Origin of the sequence: Anaerotruncus sp. 80 (genome assembly GCF_009936115.1) — a bacterium.
GTDB classification, from domain to species: Bacteria; Bacillota; Clostridia; order Peptostreptococcales; family Anaerovoracaceae; genus Senimuribacter; species Senimuribacter intestinalis.
In genome coordinates, this window is the sequence record NZ_QWES01000012.1 from 20,419 (window position 1) to 46,484 (window position 26,066).

Annotated in this window: 23 protein-coding genes; all 23 read left to right on the forward strand. The window is 48.0% G+C overall.

Going from position 1 to position 26,066, the window contains the following annotated elements:
• Positions 1 to 566 precede the first annotated feature (566 nt).
• Positions 567 to 1,937 (forward strand): AraC family transcriptional regulator, encoded by a 1,371-nt coding sequence (locus tag D1155_RS07220; protein ID WP_160201720.1) that lies wholly within the window; start codon positions 567 to 569, stop codon positions 1,935 to 1,937.
• 65 nt (positions 1,938 to 2,002) lie between these two features.
• Complete coding sequence (locus tag D1155_RS07225; protein WP_160201721.1) at positions 2,003 to 3,589, forward strand: ABC transporter substrate-binding protein; 1,587 nt, start codon at positions 2,003 to 2,005, stop codon at positions 3,587 to 3,589.
• A 3-nt stretch (positions 3,590 to 3,592) separates the two neighbouring features.
• The gene (locus tag D1155_RS07230) at positions 3,593 to 4,627 is read left to right on the forward strand and encodes a serine hydrolase domain-containing protein (protein WP_160201722.1); all 1,035 of its coding nucleotides are present in this window, start codon (positions 3,593 to 3,595) and stop codon (positions 4,625 to 4,627) included.
• Between the two features lie 61 nt (positions 4,628 to 4,688).
• Entirely contained in the window at positions 4,689 to 5,618 is a 930-nt protein-coding gene (locus D1155_RS07235; RefSeq protein ID WP_160201723.1) for an ABC transporter permease, read from the forward strand.
• Between the two features lie 10 nt (positions 5,619 to 5,628).
• Positions 5,629 to 6,462: an ABC transporter permease gene (locus D1155_RS07240; RefSeq protein WP_160201724.1), complete on the forward strand. Its 834-nt coding sequence runs from the start codon at positions 5,629 to 5,631 to the stop codon at positions 6,460 to 6,462.
• A gap of 13 nt (positions 6,463 to 6,475) precedes the next feature.
• Positions 6,476 to 7,456 carry an ABC transporter ATP-binding protein gene (locus tag D1155_RS07245; RefSeq protein ID WP_160201725.1) on the forward strand — a complete coding sequence of 327 codons (981 nt, stop codon included), beginning with the start codon at positions 6,476 to 6,478 and terminating at the stop codon, positions 7,454 to 7,456.
• Positions 7,449 to 8,429, forward strand: a complete 981-nt coding sequence (locus tag D1155_RS07250) for an ABC transporter ATP-binding protein (RefSeq protein ID WP_160201726.1) — start codon at positions 7,449 to 7,451, stop codon at positions 8,427 to 8,429. The genes D1155_RS07245 and D1155_RS07250 overlap by 8 nt, the downstream gene beginning before the upstream one ends.
• 20 nt (positions 8,430 to 8,449) lie before the next feature.
• Entirely contained in the window at positions 8,450 to 9,805 is a 1,356-nt protein-coding gene (locus tag D1155_RS07255) for an amidohydrolase family protein (protein WP_160201727.1), read from the forward strand.
• 262 nt (positions 9,806 to 10,067) lie between these two features.
• The gene (locus D1155_RS07260; RefSeq protein WP_160201728.1) at positions 10,068 to 11,459 is read left to right on the forward strand and encodes an amino acid permease; all 1,392 of its coding nucleotides are present in this window, start codon (positions 10,068 to 10,070) and stop codon (positions 11,457 to 11,459) included.
• Between the two features lie 121 nt (positions 11,460 to 11,580).
• On the forward strand, positions 11,581 to 12,960 hold the full coding sequence (locus D1155_RS07265; protein ID WP_160201729.1) for a sigma 54-interacting transcriptional regulator: 1,380 nt from the start codon (positions 11,581 to 11,583) through the stop codon (positions 12,958 to 12,960).
• 4 nt (positions 12,961 to 12,964) lie between these two features.
• Positions 12,965 to 14,362 carry a sigma 54-interacting transcriptional regulator gene (locus D1155_RS07270; RefSeq protein ID WP_160201730.1) on the forward strand — a complete coding sequence of 466 codons (1,398 nt, stop codon included), beginning with the start codon at positions 12,965 to 12,967 and terminating at the stop codon, positions 14,360 to 14,362.
• A gap of 164 nt (positions 14,363 to 14,526) precedes the next feature.
• The gene (locus D1155_RS07275; protein ID WP_160201731.1) at positions 14,527 to 15,471 is read left to right on the forward strand and encodes an arginine deiminase family protein; all 945 of its coding nucleotides are present in this window, start codon (positions 14,527 to 14,529) and stop codon (positions 15,469 to 15,471) included.
• 31 nt (positions 15,472 to 15,502) lie between these two features.
• Entirely contained in the window at positions 15,503 to 16,462 is a 960-nt protein-coding gene (locus D1155_RS07280; RefSeq protein WP_201759557.1) for an arginine deiminase family protein, read from the forward strand.
• Positions 16,463 to 16,467: 5 nt separating this feature from the next.
• Positions 16,468 to 18,096, forward strand: coding sequence for an amidohydrolase (locus tag D1155_RS07285; protein WP_160201732.1), 1,629 nt, complete (start codon positions 16,468 to 16,470; stop codon positions 18,094 to 18,096).
• A 2-nt stretch (positions 18,097 to 18,098) separates the two neighbouring features.
• On the forward strand, positions 18,099 to 18,917 hold the full coding sequence (locus D1155_RS07290) for a polysaccharide deacetylase (protein WP_160201733.1): 819 nt from the start codon (positions 18,099 to 18,101) through the stop codon (positions 18,915 to 18,917).
• Between the two features lie 599 nt (positions 18,918 to 19,516).
• Positions 19,517 to 19,951, forward strand: coding sequence for an EamA family transporter (locus tag D1155_RS07295; protein WP_160201734.1), 435 nt, complete (start codon positions 19,517 to 19,519; stop codon positions 19,949 to 19,951).
• Positions 19,952 to 20,069: 118 nt separating this feature from the next.
• Positions 20,070 to 20,762, forward strand: coding sequence for a hypothetical protein (locus D1155_RS07300; protein WP_160201735.1), 693 nt, complete (start codon positions 20,070 to 20,072; stop codon positions 20,760 to 20,762).
• Positions 20,763 to 21,039: 277 nt separating this feature from the next.
• Entirely contained in the window at positions 21,040 to 21,255 is a 216-nt protein-coding gene (locus tag D1155_RS07305; RefSeq protein WP_160201736.1) for a 4Fe-4S dicluster domain-containing protein, read from the forward strand.
• A 5-nt stretch (positions 21,256 to 21,260) separates the two neighbouring features.
• The gene (gene vorB, locus D1155_RS07310; protein ID WP_160201737.1) at positions 21,261 to 22,343 is read left to right on the forward strand and encodes a 3-methyl-2-oxobutanoate dehydrogenase subunit VorB; all 1,083 of its coding nucleotides are present in this window, start codon (positions 21,261 to 21,263) and stop codon (positions 22,341 to 22,343) included.
• Entirely contained in the window at positions 22,343 to 23,092 is a 750-nt protein-coding gene (locus D1155_RS07315) for a thiamine pyrophosphate-dependent enzyme (protein ID WP_160201738.1), read from the forward strand. The genes vorB and D1155_RS07315 overlap by 1 nt, the downstream gene beginning before the upstream one ends.
• A 3-nt stretch (positions 23,093 to 23,095) precedes the next feature.
• Positions 23,096 to 23,644, forward strand: coding sequence for a 2-oxoacid:acceptor oxidoreductase family protein (locus tag D1155_RS07320; RefSeq protein WP_160201739.1), 549 nt, complete (start codon positions 23,096 to 23,098; stop codon positions 23,642 to 23,644).
• Positions 23,645 to 23,989: 345 nt separating this feature from the next.
• Positions 23,990 to 25,156: a polynucleotide adenylyltransferase gene (locus D1155_RS07325; protein ID WP_160201740.1), complete on the forward strand. Its 1,167-nt coding sequence runs from the start codon at positions 23,990 to 23,992 to the stop codon at positions 25,154 to 25,156.
• Positions 25,153 to 25,956, forward strand: a complete 804-nt coding sequence (locus D1155_RS07330) for an EFR1 family ferrodoxin (RefSeq protein WP_160201741.1) — start codon at positions 25,153 to 25,155, stop codon at positions 25,954 to 25,956. Before D1155_RS07325 ends, D1155_RS07330 begins: the two co-directional genes overlap by 4 nt.
• Positions 25,957 to 26,066 lie beyond the last annotated feature (110 nt).

Genomic DNA, 26,066 nt, shown 5'->3' on the forward strand with positions numbered 1-26,066 from the left:
CGATTTCTGTGATGGAAAGATTCGTTTTTAGCAGCAACACTTCGGCGCGCTCAGTATGATGAGAGGACAGGAGCAGATGTTTTACGACATGATCAAATGTCCGGACAAAATGAATCAGGCGCTATGGTTATGGTACATAACTGCTGCGGCGCTCCTTTTTGTTGTGTAGAAAAAAGCCGTTTTTATGCTATACTGATTTCAGCATATCTTGAGAGGCGCGATAAAATTGAACGATTTCTGATGCAGATAAACGCAGCTTGATGTTTGTAGGGACGCGGCGGCGGAGTATGCCCTTGGCGGACTGTCTCATACAATATTTGCATCCCGGTATATTTCCTATATCCCCGACAGAAAACAGCTAATCGCACAAGTAGAAGCGGTTTTGCAAGTATGGCATAAAAAGAACAAGAATAAGTACAACACATAGAAAACAAGTGCGCAGGTCATGCGAGTCGTGACCCTACGCACTTGTTTTGTTTTTGGTTAAAAAAGTACAATAACAGTTTAATTTTGTGTATTGCTATTGTAATTTTGAAAAAATACAATAAATAAAAGGAGAAAAAGTCATGAAACTGTACGAGAATTTGCTGAAAATTGATGCGGGACAGGTCACTTATATGCCGTTCCATTTGAGCGAAAATTTGAGGCTGCTCTATGTGCTTTGCGGCAGTGTCAGCTGCAGATGGGTTGCTGGGGTACATACGCTGTCCGCGGGACAGATTGAAATTGTCAATATTGAAGAACCTTTCTGTATTGAACAGTGCAGTGAAGACAATTTGATTTTATTCTTTGAAATCCAAAGGGAAAAAGCGGTGGAGTACTGTAATCTCATAGAGACTGGAATGTACAACTGTAATACCACGCTTTTTTACGACTCGACTACAGGCAGTAAGGCGCAGGCGATGTTGAAGGATAAGCTGCAGATGCTGTATGGTGACTGCCTGGCACAGAGAGATCGCGCCGTTATAGAACAGTGGGTTTGCGATATTGTCAATTTTATTGTAGATAATTGTCATGATCTTTTGAACATGCTCAACGTCAAGCGGGGAACTGACCCGCGGGCGGAACGTTTTTTGCGCATCTGTACCTATATGTATAATCACTGCGATGAGAAAATCAATCTAAAGCAGCTGGCCGACGGTGAATATGTTAGTCAGCAGTATTTGTCTAAAGAGTTTAATGAGCGGTTAAATATGAATTTTAAGGATACGCTGGCATATTACCGCATCATTCAGTCTGTGCGGTATCTGATTCAGGGACGGAAGAATGTTACCATGATTTCCGAGCTCTGCGGATTTTCGGCACCGCGGTATTTCTATAAGCATTTTGCCATGTATCTGAAATGTACACCGGCGGAATTTCGAAATCAATATCTTTCCCAAAGCGCGCAGTTCAGAAAGATTGACGCGGAGGACACGTGCATACAGGAGCGGCTGCTGCATTTTCAAACGGTACGGACGCAGAAAGACGGAAATGCGGCACACGAGATTCCCTTTCCGGTGATCGAGCGGCGGCATCTGCAGTTCAATAAGCGAAAAGTGTCCCGGACATTGGTTTTGTCCCTGACGGAATTTGTTAAGCAGCGGCTGCCAGAAGGGGTAGAGGTCATGCGGATTTCCAGCAGTGCAATGCGCAGTCAAATCACGGCGCTGCTGAGACAAAGTAATCCTTTACAGGAAGAGGGCAACGTTCCGCCTGTCATACTGGTCTTTTATACCGAAATACAGAGGATAGAAGCAGGCTGCAGAGAACTTGCGAAGAAAACAGGCGAAACCAGCATCAGTGCTCATATGATGTGCCAGCTTGCGGAAACCAGCGGTCTTTGCTGTCAGCTGGATTTCAGCATCCTGTCTTTTGAGAAAAAGGCTTGCGGAATTCTGGGATTGGATAGCCGATTTCAGCCGCTGCTGACGGTCATGATTGGCTATAAGATATGAGTTCATCAGCCGGAAGAAAGACATCCTTCGGTTGTGGATATAAAAATGAAAAGGAGAAAGAGAAGATGTTAAAGAAACAGAAAAAGTTTACTGCAATATTACTGATCATGCTGCTTGCAGCAGTCACGCTGATGAGCGGCTGCGGCGGTAATGACAGCAGCGAAGGCGAAGGCAGCAAGACGCTGGTCATCGCAGTGCAGGACGAAGTAGAAGGTACAGACATTCAGCAGATTGGCTGGACCAATGTAGTCCATGAACTGATCTACAGTCCGCTGGTTACTTACAGCAAGGATTTAGAAGAAATTCTGCCGTGCTTTGCAGAAAGCTATGAGATTTCCGAGGATGGACTTTCCATTACGTTCCATCTCTTTGCGGATTCCAAGTTTTCCAACGGAGATCCGCTGACTGCGGAAAGCGTCAAGAAATCTGTGCTGCGTATGAAGGAAATCAGTGAATATTCTGGAGACGTAGAAGCTATTAAGGATATCGAAGTTGTCGATGACACGACCTTGATTTACCATCTGTCAGAGCCTGCGGCATATATGTGGGCAAGCCTGTGCAGCGACTTCGGCGGCGTTGTTCATGTCGACAAAGCAGAAGAAATGGGCAAAGACGAATACAACCGGTGCGCGGTAACCAACGGTATGTATATGGTAAAAGACTGGCAGGCAGGTTCCCAGATTATTCTGGAGAAGAACCCGAACTTCAAAACCGCCAACCCGAATGTGGAAAATAAAGGACTGGCAAACTTTGATGAGATTATCGTCCGCTTCATTCCGGATGAATTCACCAGAGTCAGCGAACTGGAAGCTGGCAACGTCGATATCGCTTACAATATTCCGGCAGCAAGCCGCGAAGATTTGAAGGCAAATGCGGATATCACCACTTACGAAAATGAGCAGGCAGGCGTATCTTACCTGATGATGAACACAGATACCGCGCCTCTTGACGACATCAAAGTGCGTCAGGCAATCAACCTGGCAATCGACAAGGACGCGCTGGCTGAATCCATGAACAATGTCATCTCGCCGACCTACGGATTCATTTCCAAGGCACAGGCAGGCTTCAGTGAAGAAAAAGAAGCGGCTCTTGCAAAGCTTTATAAGTTTGACCAGGAAAAGGCGAAAGCCCTTCTGAAAGAAGCCGGCTACGAGGATAAGGACGGCGACGGATTTGTAGAAAAAGACGGAAAGAAGCTGACCTTTGAATTCTGTTCTTCCACTGACAGAGCGACGGCGAAGGCTTCCGCGCCGGTACTGCAGGATCAGCTGAAACAGGTCGGTATCGATGTGGAAATCAGAGAATATGAAGGACCGTACATCAAGCAGCTGATGAGAGAAAATAACTATCAGTCGGCATCCAGAAACTTTGAATGGGTTGACGCGGATATTCTCTATTATGTATTTACAGAAGCTTCCGGTTATCCTTGGCATGACGCCACTGTAACGAAGAAGCTGGAAGAAGCCCGTTATATCACCGATCCGGACGAACGTGTGAAGAAATACGAAGAATTCCACGATGCGATTTTCGCGCAGATGCCGGCAGTTTCCCTGTTCGCGGATGTTGACTGCACTGCGACGAGAAGCAATATCAAGGGATTTGAAATCACCAACGACGGAAGAAGTTTGTTTGGCGATACGGTAAAGGAGTAGTGCATGATGCAGCAAGGAAACCTGGAACAGCGGCTGGACGCGGTTATTGCGCCGGTCATGAATGAGAAAACACCGGGCATGGCGCTCCTGATCGCCAAGGGAGATGAGATTCTCCTGCGCAAAGCCTACGGCATGGCGGATTTGGAAAACGGGAGACCAATTACGCCGGAAGATAACTTTGTAATCGCATCCAACACCAAGCAGTTTACCTGCTTTGCGATTTTGATGCTGCAAGAACAGGGGTTGTTGTCCTTGGATGAGACCATTGACCGGTTTTTCCCGGACTTTCCACCTTTTGTCAAAAACATTACCGTGCGGCAGCTCATGAATCATCAGTCTGGCATCAAAGAATACTTTGACGACAATACATGGCAGAAGTGGGATCAGGCGGCGTGTGCAAGCACGAAGGATATGCTGGAAATCATCAAGACCTTTGATGTGCTGGATTTTGAGCCGGACAGTCAGTACAGCTACAGCAATTCCGCCTATGTGATGCTGGGTGAAATTGTATCACAGCTTTCCGGCATGCCATTTGGAAAATTTTTGGAAGAAAAAATTCTGAAACCGGTTGGAATGCGCAGATCCTGCGCACCGGATGGCATGGACTCAAAACCTGCTTCCCTGATCGAAGGCTATGAGGTACAGCCGGACGGCAGCTTTGCGAAGCAAGTCTACGATATGCGGCTGGTCGGCTATGCGGACGGCAACATACAGTCCAATGTGGACGATATGCTGACATGGCACAGACACCTTTATGAAAGTAGTGAAAGCTGCTTTCTTTCCAGAGAAGCGATGGCGGAATCCTTTGTGGAAAATCACCTGAAAAACGGCGAAGGAACAGGCTATGGTCTTGGATTTTTCTTAAACGGAGAAACGCCGGGTCATAAGGAAATCTGGCATACAGGAGGCACCATGGGATTTATTTCCCGCTGCTCCCGGTATGTAGACGATCGGATTTCCATCATCATGCTCACCAATTACGAAGGGCTGCCGAAGAATCAGCTGTATGAGAAAATCGTGAAGGAAGTATTTGCATAGATAAAGTAGAAAAGGCGGGCAGAGGACAGACTTCTTCTGCCCGCTGATTGGAGGAATCACTTTGAACGATATTATGCGTTATATCATCAAGCGGCTGCTCATCGGTATTCTGGTCGTACTGTTTGTAACCGTTTTGATTTTCGGTATCATGCAGGCGATGCCGGGCAATCCCGTCGACCTGATGGTGGATACAAGAGTGTCTGCGGAAAAGGTGGAAGAAATTAAGGCGGAATGGGGACTGGACAAACCGCCGGTGGTGCAGTATTTTTATTGGCTTGGAAACATATTGCGGGGGAATTTCGGTATGTCCATTTCCCTGAAGCAGAATGTAAGCGATCTGATTTTGCAGCGGCTGCCTTACACCCTGCTTTTAACCGGGGCGGCGCTGGTCATCGAATACCTGCTGGCAATTCCCCTGGGACTTTTGGCGGCGGTTCGCAAGAATAAGATAACCGACAAGGCGCTGACGATTACGACGGTTGTGCTTTGGTCGATGCCGCCGTTCTGGCTGGGCGTGCTTTTGATGCTGGTGTTCAGTATTCACCTAAATATTTTGCCTCTGTCAGGCTACAGCGGCTTTGCCTCATTGATTTTGCCGGCGCTGACCTTGTCTCTGCCTGCACTGGCGCAGATTTTCAGACTGACCAGGTCGGAGGTTTTGGACGTGATGGACGAGAAATACGTGACGACGGCGTACGCCAAAGGTATCACGGACAAAAAAATTCTCGTGCGTCACGTGCTTAGAAATGCGCTGATTCCGGTAACGGTTATGTTTTTCCTGTCACTGCCTTGGCTTATTGGCGGCGCGGTGGTTGTGGAAAATGTTTTCGCGTGGCCGGGCATGGGGCAGCTGCTCTGGAAAGGCATCGCGAAACAAGACTTTGTCATCGTACAGGGCATTGTGTTCGTTATTACTATTTTGACGGTCATTTGCAATATCATAGGCGATATGATATCTGGCATTTTAGATCCGCGCATTCGTCTGGAATAGGAGGCAGCATATGAGAAAAGAAAAATGGAAACTGATGCTGCAGAACAAGATGTTCGTCATCGGCGCGGTATTGTTTCTGGCGGTCATTGTGGTGGTCATTTTCGCGCCATTGCTTTCGCCGCATACATATACAGAACAGAACATGTCAATGCGTCTGGTAAAACCCTGCGGGGAATATCCGCTGGGAACAGATCAGTACGGCAGATGTATTTTGAGCAGAGTTTTCTACGGTTCCAGAATTGCGCTGGGCGTAGGAATCGTGGCGGTTGTCATTGAAACACTCATTGGCGTGACCTTAGGCATTATCGCCGGTTATTATGGAAAGACCGTGGACAAAATCGTATGTTTTGTAACAGATACGACCTGGTCTATTCCGCCGATTATTCTGGCGATGGCCATCGTACTGATGCTGGGGTCCAGCGCGCAGAACGTGGCAATTTCCGTTGCAGTCGTCAGCTGGGCGCAGTTTACCAAAATTGTCCGCGCGAAGGTACAGTCGTTGAAAGGGCTGTCCTATATTGAAGCGGCGAAGATTTGCGGAGAAAAGGATATTTCTATTATATTGCGGTATATTCTGCCAAATTTGGTATCGACCATTATTATCCTGGCAACCCTGGCTTTGCCGTCGGCAATTCTGTCGACCACTTCCATGGGATTTTTAGGACTGGGCGCGCAGCAGCCGCTGCCTGACTGGGGCATGATTTTATCTGAGGGCATCCAGTACATCAGAAACGCGCCGTGGATTTCCCTGGTACCTGGTCTTGCAATCGTATGGACAGTGCTCGGTTTCAACCTGGTCGGCGAAGGCGTCAAGGAACTCCTGGACCCGCGTCTGAAAGTATAAGGAGGGCGAAAGAATGAGTGAAAATCTTTTAGAGGTCAGGGACCTGTGTATTCAATTTGAAACCCAGGGCGGCACGGTCAAGGCTGTGGATCATGTCAGTTTTGATATAAAAAAAGGCGAGGTCTTCGCCCTGGTCGGTGAATCCGGCTGCGGAAAGTCGACGACTGCTATGGGCGTCATGCAGCTGATTAAATCGCCGGGCAAAATCAGCGGCGGCGCGGTCAATTTTGACGGAAGAAATCTGCTGGAATTGTCTCGTCAGGAAATGACAAAGGTGCGGGGCAGCGAAATCGGCATGATCTTCCAGAATCCGCTGGATTCTCTGAACCCGGTTTATACCGTAGGCACGCAGATGATGGAGGGACTGCTGGTCGAAAAGATGGAGAAAGAGAAAGCCTATCAAATCGCTTTTGACATGCTCCGCGACGTGAAACTCTCCGATGTGGAATCGAGAATGAAGTCTTATCCTCATGAGATTAGCGGCGGCATGCGGCAGCGTGTCATGATTGGCATGATGCTGTGCAGAAATCCAAAGCTACTCATTGCCGACGAGCCGACTACGGCGCTGGATGTGACCATACAGGCGGGCATCATTGAACTGATGAACGAACTGCGTAAAAAATATGATTCGGCAATCCTGATGATTACCCATGATTTCGGTATCGTAGCGGATGTAGCTGACAGAGTCGGCGTCATGTACGCGGGAAACCTGATCGAAGTGGGCGAAGTCTTTGAAATCTTTGATAATCCTAAACATCCGTACACGAAGCTGCTGATGAAAGCGCTGCCGACGATTACCAAAGAGGAAGGCAGACTGCAGACCATCAAAGGCTTTGTGCCGAATCTTGCGGAAGAAAGAGCAGGCTGCAATTTTGCTGATCGGTGTCCTGACTGCACGCCTTTGTGCAGGGAACGAAAACCTGTGCTCAGAGAAGTGGCAGAGCAGCATTTATGTGCGTGCTTGCTGCAGGAGGGAGGTGCGGAACATGTATAGTGAAGAAAAAGACCGGACGCTGGTTCGGATGGAGCATCTGAAAAAATACTTTCCCCTGCGGAGAGACAAGAAAAACGCCTTTGTCCGGGCAGTGGACGATGTGAATCTGGAAATTTTCCGTGGGGAAACCCTGGGACTTGTGGGAGAAAGCGGAAGTGGAAAAACGACGCTGGCAAAGATGATTCTGGGGCTTTTGCCGCCGACCGAGAGTACCATTTATCTGGACGGACTCGATGTATGGGACAAAAAGAATAAAAAAGCCCTGCGGCAAAGTGTAGGCGCAGTGTTTCAGGACCCTGCATCCTCACTGAATCCCCGTTCTTCTATCTATCGTTCCCTGGAAAGACCGCTTTTGATTAATGGCTATAATAAGGCGACCGCCAAGGATTTGATTTACGATACGGCGGAGAAGATCAATATTGGACTGGAGCTTCTCGACAGATTTCCCCATGAACTGTCAGGCGGACAGCAGCAGAGAGTCAGTATTGCCCGCGCCATTATGCTGAAACCGAAACTTTTGGTGCTGGACGAACCGACCAGTGCACTGGATGTGTCGGTGCAGGCGCAGACGCTGAATGAACTTCTCAAACTGCAGGATGAACTTTCCATGACCTATCTGTTCATTACCCACAATCTGTCTGTGGTTAGATATATGAGTGATCGGATCTGCGTGATGTACGGCGGCAAGATCATGGAGATCGGCAAAACTGCCGACATATACGCATTCTGCACCCATCCGTACACCTTCGGGCTGCTTTCTTCTGTGCCGCCTCTGCATCCGAAAGAGCGGTATCGCAAGAAGTATCTGCTCAGCGGCGATATGCCGAGTTTGACCGAAGATACGCCGGGCTGCCGATTCGCAGGCAGATGTAAATATTGTAAGGAAATCTGCAAGGCAGAAGCGCCGGAGATGAAAGAAGTAGGCGAAGGCCATTTTTCGGCGTGCCATTTTGCAGGAGAACTGGAATTTTAAGGTTGCAGTGAGGAGAAACAATGAAAGAGTTAAAAATATTGAATGCGAAAATCCCTGATTTTGAAACAGATACCTGGGAAGTTGCCGACATTTTAATCGATCACGGAACGATTTTGAAAGTAGGAACGGTGGATGAGGATACGCTGGAAACCATCGATGCGGAGGGCAAAATTGCCTCTCCCGGTTTTATCGACATCCATGCCCATGAAAACGCGCTGCACGGCGATGCACATGACTTTTTCACAGCGGCCTGTGAGGTCAGAATGGGCGTTACGACGAAAGTAGGCGGCAACTGCGGTGACAGCTATAACAGGCTGGAAGACTTTTGCGGCAGAGTAAACAGTCAGGGCAGTCCTACCAACTATATGATGTTTGTGGGACAAAACAGCCTGCGTGAGCATGCCGGCGCCGGCGACAGGTACAAACCGTCTACGCAAGCACAGCTTGACCAGATGAAACGGGAACTGGCAGCATGCAGAAAATACGGTCCTGTGGGACTGTCCTGCGGATTTGAATATGCGCCGGGTGTGACAACTGATGAAACGGTGGAACTTTTGTCTGCCCTGGAGGAGCCGGGATATTTGACCTCTGTGCATTTTCGCGCAGATGGACCGGACAGTGTGGCATCCATTGAGGAACTGGTGGAAATTCAGCGCAGAAGCGGCTACGGCATGCAGATGTCCCATATTGGAAGCTGCAGCGCGGTAGGCTACATGCGACAGGCGCTGACGTGTATCGAGGAAGCCAGAGGCGCTGGGGTGGACATTACCTGCGACTGCTATCCTTACACGGCGTTCTGCACCGGCATCGGTACCGCGGTATTTGATGAAGCCAGCTTTGAGAAGTGGGACTACAGCGACCTGATGGTTACGGCAGGTCCATATAAAGGACAGCGGTGCGACAAGGCGCTGTTTGAAAAACTGCGCGCGGAAGACCCGGATCTGTATGTGGCGGCCTTTGTGATGAACGAGCTGGAAGTAGAGCTTGCGTATCAGGCTCCTTACGTTATGGTAGGCAGCGACTGCGGATTCACTGACGGTGGCGGTCATCCGAGAGGTGCGGGAACATTCCCTCGTGTACTTGGAAGGATGGTGCGCGAAAAAGGCGTTCTCACCATGATGGACGCGCTGCGCAAGATGACAGTGCTGCCTGCTGATCGTCTCAATTTGAAGACAAAAGGTGAAATCAGAGAAGGTTTCGATGCGGATATCGTCATTTTCGATGAGAATGCGATTGCCGACTGCGCCACCTACGAACAGCCGACCCTGCCGCCCGATGGGATTTCTTATGTCATATTAGGCGGACAGATTGCGGTAAAAGACAAAACCATGGTCAACGGAACACTGGGACGGTTCATTCCATATCAAAACAGCTAAATTCATAATGACACCTTTCAATAAAGTAAGCAGCCGCCCGGGATTTAAAGCCCTGTGCGGCTGCTTGCACTTTAGTGGCAGAGCTATGGTGAATGTATCAAAGTGGCCGCCGCATATTTGACATGTTAAGAAAATTTTCTGCAAAGTGAAGATGAAGAGATTGTACATGAGTCTTAAGATGTTGAAATTTTAACAAATGTTCTTTTGGCATACTCTTTGCAATTATCTTTTTCGACAATCAAAATGAAAAGGAGGAGAAAGAATGTCAAATCAAAAAAATATTGCGGCTGAAAACGGCGAATTTAAAAAAGAGATTTCTGTTTTCGGCGGCGTAAGCATCGTTGCCGGCATTATGATCGGTTCCGGTATTTTCTACTTAGGCTCTTATGTATTACAGCGAGCGAATTATGATACTGGCGTTGCGCTGCTTTGCTGGCTGGTTGGCGGCGTTATCAGTCTGCTGGGTGCTCTTTGTTTCTCGGAACTTGGCTCTTCTATGCCAAAGGCCGGCGGACTAACTGTATATCTCAACGAGGTATATCATCCTGTCGTAGGTTATATGTACGGATTCAGCCAGTGGCTTATCGCAAGTCCAGGTTCCATTTCCGCGGTGGCGATTGCAATACCTACTGCACTGGTGGAATTTTTTCCTGGTATGGGGGACATGCACATCAAGTCTATCGCTATCGTCCTTATTATCTTATTTACCTTGTATAATATTTTAGGTGTAAAAGAGGCATCTGTTATGGCAAACATCACCATGGTTGCTAAGATTGTGCCAATGGCGATTATTCTGATCGGCGCCATTATTATCGGCAATCAGATGCCGGACTTAAGCCCTGTTCCGGTGGAAGCGACTGGCGAAACAGCTAGCTTTACCAGTGGAATCGGAATCGTAGCATTCGCTACCCTGTCCTCCCTGTGGGCGTTTGAAGGCTGGTCCAATGTAGCCAACTTGGGCGAAGAAATGAGAAATCCGCAGAAGAATCTTCCGAAAGCGCTGATCATCGGTGTCGGATTTGTAACCGTATTCTACATTTTGTTTAACTTCGCGATCTATCGTGTCATTCCAATCGAAGAAGCAAAAACCATGATTGAAGCGGATAACGTATATCTGGGTACAGAAGTCGCAAGACGTCTGTTCGGCGGCTTCGGCAGCGTCCTGGTTGTTGCAGCTATGCTGATTGCGATGCTGGGTTCTCTGAACGGGCAGGTACTGGCATATGCCAGAGTCGGCTACGCGATGTCTCACGAGGGACATTTCTTCAGAAATCAGGGAAAGCTTTCCAATAAAGGTGTTCCTGCAATCGCGCTGATCACCCAGTGTGTCATCGCTATCATTCTGGTACTGTTCCGCAGTCTGGATCAGCTGACCACATTGGTTGTATTCCTGGGCGCCATCGGCTCTCTGCTTGGTGTATTCGGTGTACTGGTCAACCGTTATCGCTTCCCTGACAAAGAAAAACCTTACAAGGTGCCTGGCGGTGTAGTAACTGTAATTATCGCCACTTTATGCTTTGTAGCACTGCTTGTCAGCAACTTCCTGGACGACCCTATGATGTCCATCTTCGGATTAATCGTCGTTCCTGCAATCGGCGCAGTCATCTACATCTACTATGACCGCCTGAACAAGAAGGAAGCAAAGAACGCATAAAATAGCCCTTATCATACAGGGGAGGTTCCCCCAAATCCCCCAGGAAAGACCCAGGTCTTATCCTGGGGGATTTTTTCTTAAACTTTGCGGGGCGCAAGCCGCGGACAGGAGAGAAACACATATGGAATTATCAAACTATGTCAAACAGATTCTGAATATTTACAATTACTACGACGGCGCCATCATCATGGACCGAAAGGGGATCATCGAATACTATTACAACAGCCGCAAAGACATCAATACGCTGACTAACGAAGAAACCCGGGGAAAGAGCCTGTTTACGATATATCCTGATCTGGAACGGGAAAACAGCTCCATGTTTGAGGTAGTTCGAACCGGAAAGCCGCTGCTGAATCAGTATCAGAAGCTGATTAATTATAGAAATGAGACTTATGAGGCGTTGTTCAGCACCTTTCCTATCTATATAGAGAATCAGATTGCCGGCTGTATCGAGGTGTTTCTGTATCTGGAAGAACGAGAAGAACATCTGAACATTTTTATCATGAATTCTAAAACGACCGGCACACGGGAGCCCTATCTGCTGCGCGATATCGTCTCGGTTTCTGCGCCAATGGAGCAGTTAAAAGAGCGAATCATTCAGGCGTCCCGTACGAAATCCACGGTGCTCATCTATGGAGAAACCGGTACAGGAAAAGAGTTGGTCGCGCAGGCGCTGCACGCAAACAGCTCGCGGGGCGGAAAACGGTTTCTCTCTCAGAACTGCGCCGCCATCCCGGAGAATTTGCTGGAAAGCATTCTGTTCGGCACTGTAAAAGGAGGGTTTACCAATGCGGAAAATCATATGGGACTCTTTGAAGCTGCCAGCGGCGGTACACTTTTTCTGGACGAAGTCAATTCTATGGACCTGGCAGTACAGGCAAAGCTGCTGCGCGTGTTGGAGGAGCAAAAAGTAACGCGTATCGGAAGTACCAAGGAAATTCCTGTGGACGTAAGGATTATTGCTGCGATGAATGAATCTCCGAAAGAATGCGTGCAAAACGGAACACTGCGGGAGGATTTGTATTACCGCCTGCGCGTGGTGCAGCTGGATTTGCCGCCGCTGCGGGAACGAAAGGAAGACATCGTACCGCTGATCGAACATTATATCGACTTTTTTAACCGGACGATGCAAAGGCAGATCAAAGGCGTGTCTTCGGAGCTTATGGCGGCATTCTGCCAATACACCTGGCCGGGCAATGTGCGGGAACTGCGAAATATGATTGAAAGCGGTTTCAACCTATGTGAAGGCGATGTGATCGACATGGAAGATATCGACATCAATGTACTTGCTGCTGCCGGAGAGCAGTATGACGAGAAGTGTCTGCCGATTAATAGTCTGAAAGCAAGAATGCAGCGCTTTGAACGGTATATTTTGCAGGAAGCGCTGACCCAGTGCGGCAGTATTACAGATACCGCAGCCTGTCTTGGGATCAGCAGGCAGACCCTGAGTGCGAAAATGAAGTCGCTGGAGATTGCGGATATCTGCCGCGGAGAGGAGTAACGGCATGAAAAAATTGCGGGAATATGCGCAGGAAATATTGGATGTATACAACTATTTCAACGGCATCATCATCTTTGATCGGAGCGCGACAGCCGTGTATTACTATAACAATCGTCCTGACATCAATCAGCTGTGCGAAAAAGATGTGATTGGAAAAACGCTGCCGCAGATTTATCCCGAATTGGACTTGGAAAACAGTACGATTATGCGGGCGCTGCAAACGGGAAAACCGACGTCCAACATTTATCAGAAAATCAAATACTTTAAGGGACAGGAAGTGCAGGAGATCAATACAACGCTGCCTATTTTTGATGGAAACGAAATCATTGGCGCGGTGGAAGCCTCCCAGTATATCATCGGTGAAAATGAATACCGCAATATTTATATTACGCCGATTAACAGTGAAATTGAGCGCGCTTGTTTCACAGTAGACGATATCATTTCCGAAAGTTCCGATATGGAAGCGGTCAAGAACAAAATCCGAAAAGTTTCCAAAACCGATTCTTCCATTTTGCTGTATGGAAAAACGGGTTCCGGCAAAGGGATGGCAGCAGAAGCCATTCACGCGGGCAGCGCGCGCAGCAAACATCGTTTTGTCACGCAAAACTGCGCCGCCATCCCATCCACCCTGATGGAGAGTATTTTATTCGGCACGATAAAGGGCAGTTTTACCGGTGCGGAAGACCGCAGAGGGCTCTTTGAAACGGCTGACGGCGGTACCCTTTTTCTGGACGAAATCAACAATATGGATTTGAATCTGCAGGCAAAGATTCTGAAAGCCATTGAGGAGCAGAAAATCACAAGAGTGGGCGATTACGAGCCGCGTCCCGTCAATGTGCGGGTCATTGCGGCGGCAAATATCGATCCGCTGCAGCTGGTCAGAAATGGAATCCTGCGCGAAGACCTTTATTACAGGCTTCGTGTGGTGCAGATTGACATGCCCGATTTGAAGGCGCGTAAAGAAGATATCATGCTGCTGACCGAACACTTCATCAGAGAAAATAATCGAAGAATGGACCGGCATATTTTAGGGGTGGATGACAGCGTAAAGGATTTTTTCCTGCGTTATGACTGGCCCGGCAATGTCCGAGAGCTTGCCAATACCATCGAAGGCGCTTTTAACTTCGCAAAAGATACGCTGCTTCATCTGGAAGATATCCCATGGATTTCGGAGCTGGAAACGGAAGAAGAGGAAACATTTCCGCCTTTTGCGGCTGCAGCGTGCCGCCCTTTGAAAGAGATTCTTCAAGGGTATGAACGCAATCTGATTCTAAGGAGCATGGAGGAACACAGCACCATGCAGAACCTGTTGGCGGCGCTGCACATCAGCAGGCAGAACTTGAACCATAAAATGAAGCAGTATGGCATTGAAAATAAATTTGACAGTCTGAAAAAATTTTAACACACTGGAGATTTTGATTGCTTGCACTCTTTCTGCAGCACGAAAGAGTGCTTGTAATTTCAACGAAAAGACGATCGGAATTTCCGATGCTGATTGGCTTTTTTCTTGGCACGGGAATTGCTATATAAATTATTGATGATCATGAAAATGGAGGTGAAGGCAATATGAGCCAATTAAAACACGATATTGATGCAATACCAGGGGAAAGATGGTTTCCAAAAGAAACTGCTTTTGAAGAAGATATGAATGAATACTGGGGTGATTTCGGCGTTTGTTCCGAAGTCGACACCCTGCGGGCAGTACTGATGAGAAGACCCGGAAAAGAGGTAGAAGATTTTGATGCTGCGGCAGTTAGATTTTCTGATGAACCCATCGATGTGGAGCTGATGAGAAAACAGCATGACGATGTGGTAAAGGTCTACACAGACTTTGGCGTCAAGGTACATTATGTGGAACACCAGAGAGAGGATAGACCGAACGCTATTTTCTGCCGTGATCTGATGTTTATGACACCGGAAGGCGCGATTTTGACAAGACCAGGCATGGCAGCCCGCAGAGGGGAAGAACGCTATATCGCCGAAGCTCTGGGCAAGCTGGGTGTGCCAATTCTGCGCACCATTGCTGGAGACGGCATGTTTGAAGGCGCTAACGGCATGTGGGTAGACAGACATACCTGCGTTTTATCCACCGGCAGCCGCTGCAACCGGAGCGGTTATGAACAGGTAAAATACGAGCTGGAACGCATGGGTGTCGACGTGTACCATATGCAGCAGCCTTACAGCAACATTCACATCGACGGACTGATGAATCCGCTGAGCCACGAAGATGTGCTGGTACATGCTTCCCAGGTGCCTTACGATATTTTAGACATGCTGAAGAAAAAGGGTTACCGCATTCTGGAAGCACCGTCTCAGACAGAGGTGAGAGAAAACTTTGCCTGCAATTTCGTAGCGCTGGAGCCGGGTCATATTCTTATGCCGGAAGGAAGCCCTAGAACCCAGGAACTGTTAGAAAACAGCGGCATTAAAGTGCAGACTGTCAATATTTCTGAAATTATGAAAGGCAAAGGCGCGCTGCACTGTATTACTGCTTATCTGAAGAGAGGCTAATTTGACATCGATTATATACAAGGAGGAATTTATGAACGAAAAACAAGGTATGAACAACACTGTAGATATTGACGCGCTTCCAGGAGAGCGCTGGTTTGCGAAAGAATCTTCTATCATTGACGATATGCCGGAGCTTTGGGGAGACTGGGGCGTTTGCTCTGAAGTAGATACCCTGCGCGCCGTGCTCATGCGCAGACCGGGAAAGGAAATTGAAAACTTTGACTGGCAGGCTGCTAGATTCAAAGCACCGATCGACCCTGAGCGGTTCCGGCAGCAGCATGACGCGCTGGCGCAGATTTACAGAGATCACGGTGCGACTGTGCACTATATCGAAGAACAGCGGGAAGACAGACCCAATGCTTTGTTCTGCCGCGATCTAGTGTTTATGACACCGGAAGGCGCCATCGTGACAAGGCCAGCCATGGAAGCAAGACGAGGTGAAGAACGGTACGCGGCGAAGAAGTTGGCAGAACTGGGTGTGCCAATTATCAGAACGGTATGCGGCAGCGGCACTTTTGAAGGCGCCATGGGACTGTGGATCGACCGTCATACCGTCGTACTGGCATCCGGCGTGCGTACCAACCGGGAAGGCTATGAAATGGTAGAGCAGGAATTGCGCAGAATGGGCGTTACCGAAATCCTGCACATGCAGATTCCATATGGACACGCCCACATTGACGGACTGTTAAACATGGCAAGCCATGACGTTGCGATGATTCACGCATCGCAGGTGCCTTATGACGTGTGCGACGCGCTGAAGAAAAAAGGCATCAAGCTGCTGGAATGCCCTTCCAGAATTGAAGCAAAAGAGAGCTTTGCCATCAACTTTGTTGCCATAGAGCCAGGCACAATCGTAATGCCTGCAGGCAATCCGCGCTCACAGGAGCTGCTTGAAAAGAACGGCATCAATGTCATTCCTGTAGAATTTGATGAAATCATGAAAGGGTTCGGTGCAATTCACTGCTGCACTGCATTTTTGAAAAGAGGTTAAGCGACATGAAAAAAGCATTTGTAAATGGCAGAATCAGAACAATTGATACTGAAAATACCCTCGTGGAGGCGATGATTTGTGAAGATGGAATCATCTCTGCGCTGGGAACGACCGAGGAAATTACGAAAAAGGCGCAGGACTGTGAAATCGTCGATCTGGGCGGAAAAGACGTTTTACCTGGCTTTATCGACGCTCACATCCACCTTTTGAGCCATGCCATTTTTGAGAAAAAAACGGCGTCTCTGGGCGCTGCCCGCAGTGCGGACGAAATGGTAGAAATCGTAAAGCAGTATATCGAGGAAAACCAGATTCCGGACGGCGAATGGGTCACTGGGTTCGGCTGGGATCAGGAAGTATTTCCGGGCGGAGAATTTCCAACAGTCAACGATCTGGACCGCATCTCTGATACCCACCCGATTATGCTGGACAGACGCTGCGGAACCATTTGCGCTGCCAACTCCATGGCTATGAAAATCGCTGGCATTGACAAGAACACACCTGACCCTCAGGGCGGTGAACTGGTACGGTTTGCCGACGGCTCCCCGACTGGCGTCATGCTGGAAAGCGCCATGAGCCTAATCGGTGATCACGTGCCAAAACTGACAGATAAACTGCAGATGAAAGAACTGCTGGAATTTTCTTTCCGCGAAATGGTGAAAAACGGCGTGACCGTCTGCCATACGGAAGACTTCTATTCTGTCGACGATAAACGGGCGCTGTGGGAAGCTTATCTGGAACTTTGCGCAGAAGGAAAAATGCCGATTGATCTGGTTTTACAGCTGCGGATTCACAGACCGGACCAGCTGCAGGAATTCTTTGATTATGGATTCCACTCCTGGCAGCGGTTTGGAAAAATCAAAATCGGACCGATTAAGTTCCTGGGCGACGGCTCACTGGGCGCATGGTCTGCAGGACTGAACGAGCCTTACAGTGATAAGCCGGACAGCTGCGGCTGCCTGTATTGGGATAAGGAAGAACTTTCCGCTATCGCAAAAGAAATCGTGGATCACGATTTTGATTTGACGATTCATGCCATCGGAGACGCTGCAGTAGAGACCTTCCTGGACGGATGCATTTCTGTAAAAGATACCATCAAAGAAAAACAGCTGCGTCCTTCTATTATCCACAGTCAGATTATGAACGAGCGCATTTTCGAGAAGTACAAGGAAGTCGACGCGATCGGCTTGATTCAGCCGATGTATATTCATTCCGACTGGAGCATCGCAGATTCTCGTGTCGGCGAACGTATGAAGACCAGCTACTGCTTCGGCAGCATGCTGAAACAGGGCATCCGTCTGGCGGCTGGCTCCGATCTTCCGATTGAATCGGTCAATCCGCTGGAGGGCATTCAGGTCAACGTGACCAGAAAAGATCTGTCCGGACAGCCGGAAGGCGGATGGTATCCGGAAGAGAAAATGAGCAGACTGGATGCAGTCAAACTGCATACCATTTATGGCGCTTATGTTTCTAAAGATGAAGATTCTCTCGGCTCTCTGGAAGTCGGCAAGCGGGCAAACTTTGTCGTGCTGTCAGACGATGTATTCAGCGTGCCGGAGGATACGATTAAAAATATTCAGGTGATGAAAACCTATATTGACGGCGCGCTTGCCTTCGATATGGAAGAGGAGGAATAAAAATGAGAAAGAATTGGCCGGAAGGCGTAAAAATGGGCGTAGCCCTGACTTTTGACCTGGATGCGGAAACTTTCTGGTTTTCCCGCACCATGGACAGCTTAAACAACCCAAATTTAATGGCAGAGGGCGCATACGGTCCTAAAGTTGGCGTGCCGAGGATTTTAGATATGCTGGACAGACAGCAGCTGAAAGCGACTTTCTTTATTCCGGGCTGGGTCATCGAGCAGCATACCGAAACCTGCCAGGAAATTGTAAGACGCGGACACGAAATCGGCTATCACGGCTATCTTCACGAAACGACTTATTTCCCGGAACAGGACAAAGAACTGGTCGCAAAATCAAAAAAAATCATGAAAGAACTGCTGGGCGTTGAGCCGCTAGGCTACAGAGCGCCGGAAGCAATTTTGACCGAAGAAACCATTCGGAATGTCATGGCAAGCGGCTTTGAATATTCCTCAAACACCATGGCATGTGACTGGCCTTATTTCCATGAAAGTGAAGATGGTCAGAAATTAATCGAGCTGCCGTTCTCCTGGCTGTATGATGATACTTCCCACTTCTTCTTCACACTGCAGCAGCCGGAAAGAAGAAGAATCTGCTCTCCGCAGTATGTAAAAGATATTTGGCAGAGCGAATTTGACGGTCTCTATGAAGAAGGCGGTCTGATGACCCTGGTGCTGCATCCGCAGTGCATCGGCAGAATCAGCCGTATTAACATGCTGGAAGATTTAATCTGCTACATGAAGACAAAGCCGGGCGTTGCAATCAGACCGGCGCTGGAAATCAGCAGATTGGCACGTAAAGGTTTGGAACAAGCATAATCAAGACAATCCAATGTAGATGTACTCCTATGAACAAGCAATGCGCCCGGTGGGAACCCACCGGGCGCGCTGCTTGTCTGCACTTTAGCGGATTGAGCAGGGTCTGCGAGGCAGCGCCTGCTCGATCAGACTAGGCGTTGCCTGCGGTAAACACATGAAAAGAGCATTCACCCATCGACGCTGACTAAATTTTGGATTTTGCTGAATTTTGTCAGCAAATCGTGAAGAATTAGGTTTCATATTCTTAAAATCCTGACAAAGCAGACAAAATCAAAAGAATTTGTCAGTTTTGTCAGCGTTTTTAGCTAAAATGCTGACAGATTTGACAAAAAACTAAAAAAATGTCAGTTTTGTCAGCGACATAGAAATTTAAAACTTTTTCGTGTGTTCACCTTGGCACATTGCTGTATTCCCATTGACTTTTTCTGCAGGCGCATGTACACTATACCTATAAAACTGAAAGAAAAACGCAGATGATGTACCGCCGGGTAGATGATTTTAGCGTCCTAATCCATTCCGTTAGGCCTTAGAAGGAATGGTGCGGGGCGCTTTTGTTTTCTTGTCAGGAGGTATTTTGCGGCGTTGAAGGAGGAAAGCGTATGAGTATTTTTACATTTTGGTGGCCTATAGCACTGCTTCTGGTGGCGCACACCTTTTATCAGGTCAGCGCAAAATCTGTGCCGGAGGCAATGGATCCTTTCGCAGCGGTATTTTTTAACTATGTGGTGGCTGCGGCTGCAGCCTTTGTCCTGTGGATGGTCATGGGGCAGGACAAAAACCTGGCGGTGCAGTTTGGGAAGATGAACTGGGCACCGGTTGTCATGGGATTTACCATTACGGCGGTGGAAGTAGCATCGGTCTTTATGTATAAGCTGGGCTGGAATATCAGCGTGGGAACGACCATTGTAAATATTGCTCTTGCCGTAGTCCTTGCGGTGATTGGAATACTTTTTTATAGAGAGGTTTTGACGGTACAGCAGATGGTGGGAATTGGTCTTTGCATTGCCGGTGTCATCGTAATGGCGAGGAGCTGAAAATTCGCAAAAATGCACCAAACAAAAAGTCATAATCTCTGAAAATTAATTTGACATTTCCGTCACAATTCGTTAAAATATAAGTGTAAAGTGAGAATGCAAAATGGGAGAGTTTTCGATGAAAAGCATTTTAACAGAAATGATTAAGACTAAGAAGAACTTCGTCTTTGTAGGCGAAGCAGGCAGCGGTAAGAGCGAAATTGCAATTAACTTTGCCCTCCAGCTTGCAGAGCTTTCTGATAAGAAGGTGCACTTCTTTGATATGGACCAGACGAAGCCGCTGTTTCGTTCCAGAGATATCAGACACCAAATTGAGGATGCAGGTATCGTGTTCCATTATGAGGAGCAGTTTTTCGATGCACCGACCCTGCCGGGCGGCGTGAGAAACTATATGGCGGCCGAAGATAGTATTGTAATCATGGATGTAGGCGGCGACCATGTCGGAGCCAGACTCATCGGTGCATTTTCACCGTTTCTCAATAGAGAAAATACGCAGAACTTCTTCGTCATTAACGCATATCGTCCGTGGTCGAAGGATTTAATCAGTATTGACGGTACCATGGCTCGCGTATTGGGCATGGCTCGCATCGATTTAGCAAATGTCTCAATTTTGAGTAATCCCAATGTGGGAATTACTACTACAGCGGAGGAAGCGCTTGCTGGCAATGAGAAAGTCAAAGCATTAATTGGAGAATATTTGAATGTCGACTACATGTGCGCCCTTGCGCACCTTTGTCCTGAGATTTCAGGAAAGACAGATACCCCGCTTCTTCCGGTGAATTTGTATCTGACCTATGAGTGGGTCGATTAGAAATGTCAACTACCCTGGCTTTGCCTGGGGTTATTGAATAACGGTTTGAGAGCCTTTGCTTTTCGCTGGCTCAGTACACCATGTTACGACTAGAGCCAGCCCAAAACAAGTTTTGGGGCTCTAAAGCATAAGGTCTGCCAGACTGCTCACTGAGTTCGCAGGGCAGGACCATTATACGACGCATTCTAAACCGGCTAAAGACCGGAGAATGCCAGCATAAGGTCTGCCAAACTGCTCACTGAGTTCGCAGGGCAGGACCATTAAGGAGGTAATCAAAATGGCAAAAGGAAAAGTGGAAATTAGAGCAGAGAGCTGCAAGAGCTGCGGTTATTGCGTTAAATTCTGCCCTAAGAAAGTGCTCGCTATTGGCGACAAAGTAAATTCTAAAGGCTACCAGTATGTTGTTGCAGCAAATCCGGACGACTGCATCGGCTGTGCCGCTTGCGGAGTTGTCTGTCCAGACGCAGCAATCGAAGTTTATAGGGAGGTTTAGAAAAAATGGCAAGAGTATTTATGAAGGGCTGTGAAGCAATCGCAGAAGCAGCTACCAGAGCTGGCTGTAGATTCTTTGCCGGCTACCCAATCACACCACAGAACGAGATTCCGGAATACTTTGCAAGAAGAATGCCGGAAGTTGAAAACGGCGTATTCGTACAGGGTGAAAGTGAAGTCGCTTCTGTCAATATGCTGTATGGCGCAGTACAGACAGGAACAAGATCCATGAGTTCTTCTTCCAGTACTGGTATCAGTTTATATAGTGAAGGTATTTCCTATTGCGCTGCTGCGCGTCTTCCAATCGTATATGTAAACGTGCAGAGAGGCGGTCCTGGTATCGGTGCAATTCAGCCAGCACAGCAGGACTACATGCAGGCAACCAAGGCTTCCGGCAACGGTGGTTTTGAAATGATCGTACTGTCTCCTTCCACTGTACAGGAAGCAGTAGATATGACCTATGAAGCATTTGACCTGGCAGAAAGAGACATGAACCCGGTTCTGATTCTGACAGACGGTGTTATGGGTACTATGATGGAGCCTGTTGAACTTCCTCCGATGAAGAGCGATGAAGAGGTTGCTGCACTGAAAGCAGCTCGCAAGGCTGTTTCCGCAGTTGGACACAAACCGGAAGAACAGGTTAGAATCCTTCCTGGCGGCGTAGGCGGCGGTTTTGAGCCAGTAAACATTGAAGCTGCAAAACTTTATGAATCTTGGAAAGAAAATGACGTTAGAGTAGAAGAAATCATGGTTGATGACGCAGAAATCATTTTGACCGCTTATGGTATCTCCGCTCGTATCGCTAGAATTGCAGTAAAAGAACTGAGAGCAGAAGGCATTAAGGCTGGACTCATCAGACCGATTGCAATTCATCCGTTCCCATATAAGTCCTTTGAAAATCTGGACTTCAACAGAGTTAAGGGTATCTTAGACATCGAAATGTCCATCCCTGCACAGATGAGATGGGACGTAGACCACGCAGTTCATGGCAGATGTCCAATCAAAGAATGTCTCAGATCCGGCGGTGAGCTGATGACAAAAGAAAGAGTTATGGCTGCAGCACATGAACTGGTAAAGGAGGTATTATAATGGAAAAAGTATATAAGAGAACCATTGGTATCAAACCTGAAACCGTATCCGGATTCTGTCCGGGCTGCATGCACGGAACCATTCACAAACTGATTGGTGAAGTTGTTGAAGAATTAGGCATGCTGGACAAATTAGTTCGCTGCGAAGGTGTTGGCTGCTGCGGACTGGGTCAGTTATACGTATCCCACGACCTGAACATTTCTGCACACGGCAGAGCTTGCGCAGTTGCAACAGGTCTGAAGAGATCCAATCCGGATTCTCTGGTTTATACATATCAGGGCGATGGAGACCTTGCTTCCATCGGTCTTGGCGAAACAGTTTCCGCTGCCAACAGAGGTGAAAACTTTACCGTTATCTTTGTAAATAACGGTATCTACGGTATGACTGGCGGTCAGATGGCACCGACTACACTGATCGGCATGAAGGCTACTACTGCACCGAAGGGCAGAAATCCGGAAGAACACGGATATCCAATCCACATGTGTGAAGTTTTGAGCCAGCTGACAGCTCCTGCTTATCTGGAAAGAACCAGCTGCAACACACCTGCTAACGTTCGTAAGACAAAAGCAGCCATCAAGAAAGCATTCCAGAACCAGATTGACGGAAAAGGCTTCTCCATGGTTGAAATTGTTACTACATGTCCAACAAACTGGGGCATGAGCGAAGCAAAAGCGCTGGATTTCTTAGAGGAAAAAATGCTGAAAGAATTCCCGCTGGGTGTATTCAGAGATAAATCAAAGGAGGAATAGAACATGGAAAGAAATTTACTTGTTGCCGGATTTGGCGGACAGGGTGTCATGATGCTAGGAACTCTTTTGGCTCAGGCAACTTGCGAATCAACTGATAAACACGTAACATATTTCCCATCCTACGGCGCAGAAATGCGTGGAGGTACAGCTAACTGCTACGTTGTAATCTCCGATGACGAAATCGGTGCGCCTGTTATGGAAGCAATGGAAGATATGATTGTCATGAACGATCCTTCCCTGCATAGATTCCTTGACAAGCTGAAACCAGGCGGAAACCTGCTGATTAACAGCTCCATCGTAATCTCTCCAATCGAGAGAGACGACATCAAGGTCATCAAAGTTCCTGTAACTGAAATGGCTCTGGAAATGGGAAATCCGAAAGTTTTGAACATCATCATGCTGGGCGCTTACATCGGCGCAACAGAAGTTGTTCCAAAAGAAGTTATCATCGAAACTATCAAGAACAAACTGGGTAAGAAAAAACCAGAGTTCCTGCCGATGAACTTAGAAGCTTTCGAAAAAGGATTTGCGATTGGCGCAGCTGCAAAATAAAATATGTATTTTAAAACCACCTGCAGGCAGGAAACCGTTTGCAGGTGGTTTTTGCGTGGTGGAGTACTTGGCGTTTGACGGATGACTGCCGCCATGTATACAGTAAAACGTTTAAAATATGGCGATTTTCAGAGGGTGAACGCCATAGATACAAAAAAGCTTTAGATTATGGCGCATCAGCTTCTCTGCAGCAGGAACTACCGCATTAGACTTGGATATTTTTCAGTGCAATATCACTTATATTGCAAAGAGGAAATTCGTTTTTAAAAGGAGAATATACATTGACAAAAGCCTATTGCAGCGGTAGTGTATAAATAAACACTATATGCGGCAGGAGGTTATTTGGTGGAGAAAAGGGAAGAACAGTTGAACAGCAATATACCAATTTATGTGCGGGAAGTTTTGCGTCTATTGAATGAGGCAGGTCACGAAGCTTTTATCGTGGGTGGTTGCGTGCGCGATATACTCATGGGGCGCCAGCCTTCCGACTGGGATGTATGTACATCGGCACTTCCCTCAGAGACGACAGTTTGCTTTGGAGCGGCGAACACTGTACAGACCGGTGTAAAGCATGGGACGGTTACGGTCTTGACAGAAGAAAAGCCAGTAGAAATAACTACCTATCGCATTGACGGAGACTATCGGGATGGGCGTCATCCGGAGGCGGTGGTATTTACACCGAGTTTGGCAGAAGATTTAAAACGGCGGGATTTTACTATGAACGCTATCGCTTATCATCCGCAGCGAAAGCTGGTAGATCTTTACGGCAGCATGAAGGATATCCAGTGTCAGCTGATCCGCTGTGTGGGTGAACCGCAGAAACGATTTGAAGAGGATGCGTTGCGGATTTTGCGCGCCCTTCGCTTTCGGGCGGTGCTTGGTTTTAAGCTGGAAATGGAAACGGCAAAGGCGGTTCGTGCCTGTGCGCCGCTTCTAACGCAGATTTCAAAGGAACGAATCAACGCGGAACTTTCCAAGCTGGTGCTGGGAAAAGAGGCTGACAGTGTGATTGATGGATATGCGGAGGTGCTGCAGATTTGCTGCCCTAAACTAGTCCCGGCTTCTGTAAAGAACCTTCCGCCGGCGCTTTCCGTTCGCCTTGCGGTACTGTTTCCTGCGGATACAAAAAAAGCCCTGCGGGAACTGAAATACGATCATCGCACGGTGGAGCAGGCATCGGATATCGCGAAGCTTTGCGCGGAGAAAAAAGCGCCGTCTGGGGAGAGAAGTGCAATTCTACGGCTTTTACGACAGTACGGAGAAGAAACGAGTTTTCTGTATTACAGCATCTTTGGAAGGGAAGCAGAGGTGAAGGACGCAATCGCAGACGGCGCATGCTGGAGTTTGCAGCAGCTTGCCGTCAGCGGCGGAGATTTAATTAAGCTGGGCGCAGTGCCCGGACCCGCCATCGGCAGCATACTAGATGAAATGCTGGAACTTGTGATAGATGGGAAACTGGAAAACTCCGGCGAATGTTTGCTGGATTATGCGAGAGAGAGGGGGCTCTTATGATAAAACAAATTTGGGCAGTATACTTCAGCCCGACAGGCAGCACGAAGGGGCTGATTGTTCGCATAGCAAAAGCCGCAGCAGAAGCACTGGGCGCTGCTGCGGTGCAGGAATTTGATATCACAAAGCCGGAAAATCGGCAGAGCAGGGCGGAATTCGGAGCGAGAGATTTTGTCATATTCGGCATGCCCACTTATGCGGGCAGATTGCCCAACAAAATCATGCCCTATATCAGAGATTCGGTGAAAAGTGCAGGCGCTTCCTGCGTACCTGTAGTAACTTTCGGTGGTCGTAGTTTTGATGACAGTCTGGCTGAACTTTCGGATTTGCTGGAAGAAACAGGCTTTAAACTGGCGGGCGGCGGGGCATTTGTGTGCCGTCACGCCTTTGCAAAGGTGGCGGAGGGAAGACCGGGAAGAGCAGACTTTGAAAAAGCGGCAGAGTTGGGAGAAGGTGCGATGAAGAACTTGCAGACAGGTCATACCCTCAGTGCAGAAGTATTTCCGGGAAATCATCCGGCAGGACCTTATTATGTGCCGAAGGGACTCGAGGGCACGCCGGCAGTTTTCCTGAAAGCCAAGCCAGTGACCGATTCGGGTAAATGCACCGGCTGCGGTCTTTGTGCGGAGCACTGCCCCATGGGGAGCATTGGAACGGATGGCATTTGTATTAAATGTCAGGCATGTATCGCTGTTTGCCCGCAAAGCGCAAAATACTTTACCGATGGGGCATTCCTCAGTCACAAAGCCATGCTGGAGCGGGATTTTGCCGACAACAGGGTGGAAAGTCAGATTTGGATATAATGTGGTTTTCGAAATCTGCGAAAAAGTTTGCTTTTTTACAAACAAAATCGCCATTTTGAAAACCGTGCAATCCCTTGTAATTGCTGGAACTTGTTTCGGAAAACCATTAC

Bases quoted from the DNA above. Each gene is read 5' to 3' on its own strand.
- D1155_RS07220 (WP_160201720.1), top strand. From the start codon at position 567: ATGAAACTGTACGAGAATTTGCTGAAAATTGATGCGGGACAGGTCACT.
- D1155_RS07225 (WP_160201721.1), top strand. From the start codon at position 2,003: ATGTTAAAGAAACAGAAAAAGTTTACTGCAATATTACTGATCATGCTG.
- D1155_RS07230 (WP_160201722.1), top strand. From the start codon at position 3,593: ATGATGCAGCAAGGAAACCTGGAACAGCGGCTGGACGCGGTTATTGCG.
- D1155_RS07240 (WP_160201724.1), top strand. From the start codon at position 5,629: ATGAGAAAAGAAAAATGGAAACTGATGCTGCAGAACAAGATGTTCGTC.
- D1155_RS07245 (WP_160201725.1), top strand. From the start codon at position 6,476: ATGAGTGAAAATCTTTTAGAGGTCAGGGACCTGTGTATTCAATTTGAA.
- D1155_RS07250 (WP_160201726.1), top strand. From the start codon at position 7,449: ATGTATAGTGAAGAAAAAGACCGGACGCTGGTTCGGATGGAGCATCTG.
- D1155_RS07255 (WP_160201727.1), top strand. From the start codon at position 8,450: ATGAAAGAGTTAAAAATATTGAATGCGAAAATCCCTGATTTTGAAACA.
- D1155_RS07260 (WP_160201728.1), top strand. From the start codon at position 10,068: ATGTCAAATCAAAAAAATATTGCGGCTGAAAACGGCGAATTTAAAAAA.
- D1155_RS07265 (WP_160201729.1), top strand. From the start codon at position 11,581: ATGGAATTATCAAACTATGTCAAACAGATTCTGAATATTTACAATTAC.
- D1155_RS07270 (WP_160201730.1), top strand. From the start codon at position 12,965: ATGAAAAAATTGCGGGAATATGCGCAGGAAATATTGGATGTATACAAC.
- D1155_RS07275 (WP_160201731.1), top strand. From the start codon at position 14,527: ATGAGCCAATTAAAACACGATATTGATGCAATACCAGGGGAAAGATGG.
- D1155_RS07280 (WP_201759557.1), top strand. From the start codon at position 15,503: ATGAACGAAAAACAAGGTATGAACAACACTGTAGATATTGACGCGCTT.
- D1155_RS07285 (WP_160201732.1), top strand. From the start codon at position 16,468: ATGAAAAAAGCATTTGTAAATGGCAGAATCAGAACAATTGATACTGAA.
- D1155_RS07290 (WP_160201733.1), top strand. From the start codon at position 18,099: ATGAGAAAGAATTGGCCGGAAGGCGTAAAAATGGGCGTAGCCCTGACT.
- D1155_RS07295 (WP_160201734.1), top strand. From the start codon at position 19,517: ATGAGTATTTTTACATTTTGGTGGCCTATAGCACTGCTTCTGGTGGCG.
- D1155_RS07300 (WP_160201735.1), top strand. From the start codon at position 20,070: ATGAAAAGCATTTTAACAGAAATGATTAAGACTAAGAAGAACTTCGTC.
- D1155_RS07305 (WP_160201736.1), top strand. From the start codon at position 21,040: ATGGCAAAAGGAAAAGTGGAAATTAGAGCAGAGAGCTGCAAGAGCTGC.
- vorB (WP_160201737.1), top strand. From the start codon at position 21,261: ATGGCAAGAGTATTTATGAAGGGCTGTGAAGCAATCGCAGAAGCAGCT.
- D1155_RS07315 (WP_160201738.1), top strand. From the start codon at position 22,343: ATGGAAAAAGTATATAAGAGAACCATTGGTATCAAACCTGAAACCGTA.
- D1155_RS07320 (WP_160201739.1), top strand. From the start codon at position 23,096: ATGGAAAGAAATTTACTTGTTGCCGGATTTGGCGGACAGGGTGTCATG.
- D1155_RS07330 (WP_160201741.1), top strand. From the start codon at position 25,153: ATGATAAAACAAATTTGGGCAGTATACTTCAGCCCGACAGGCAGCACG.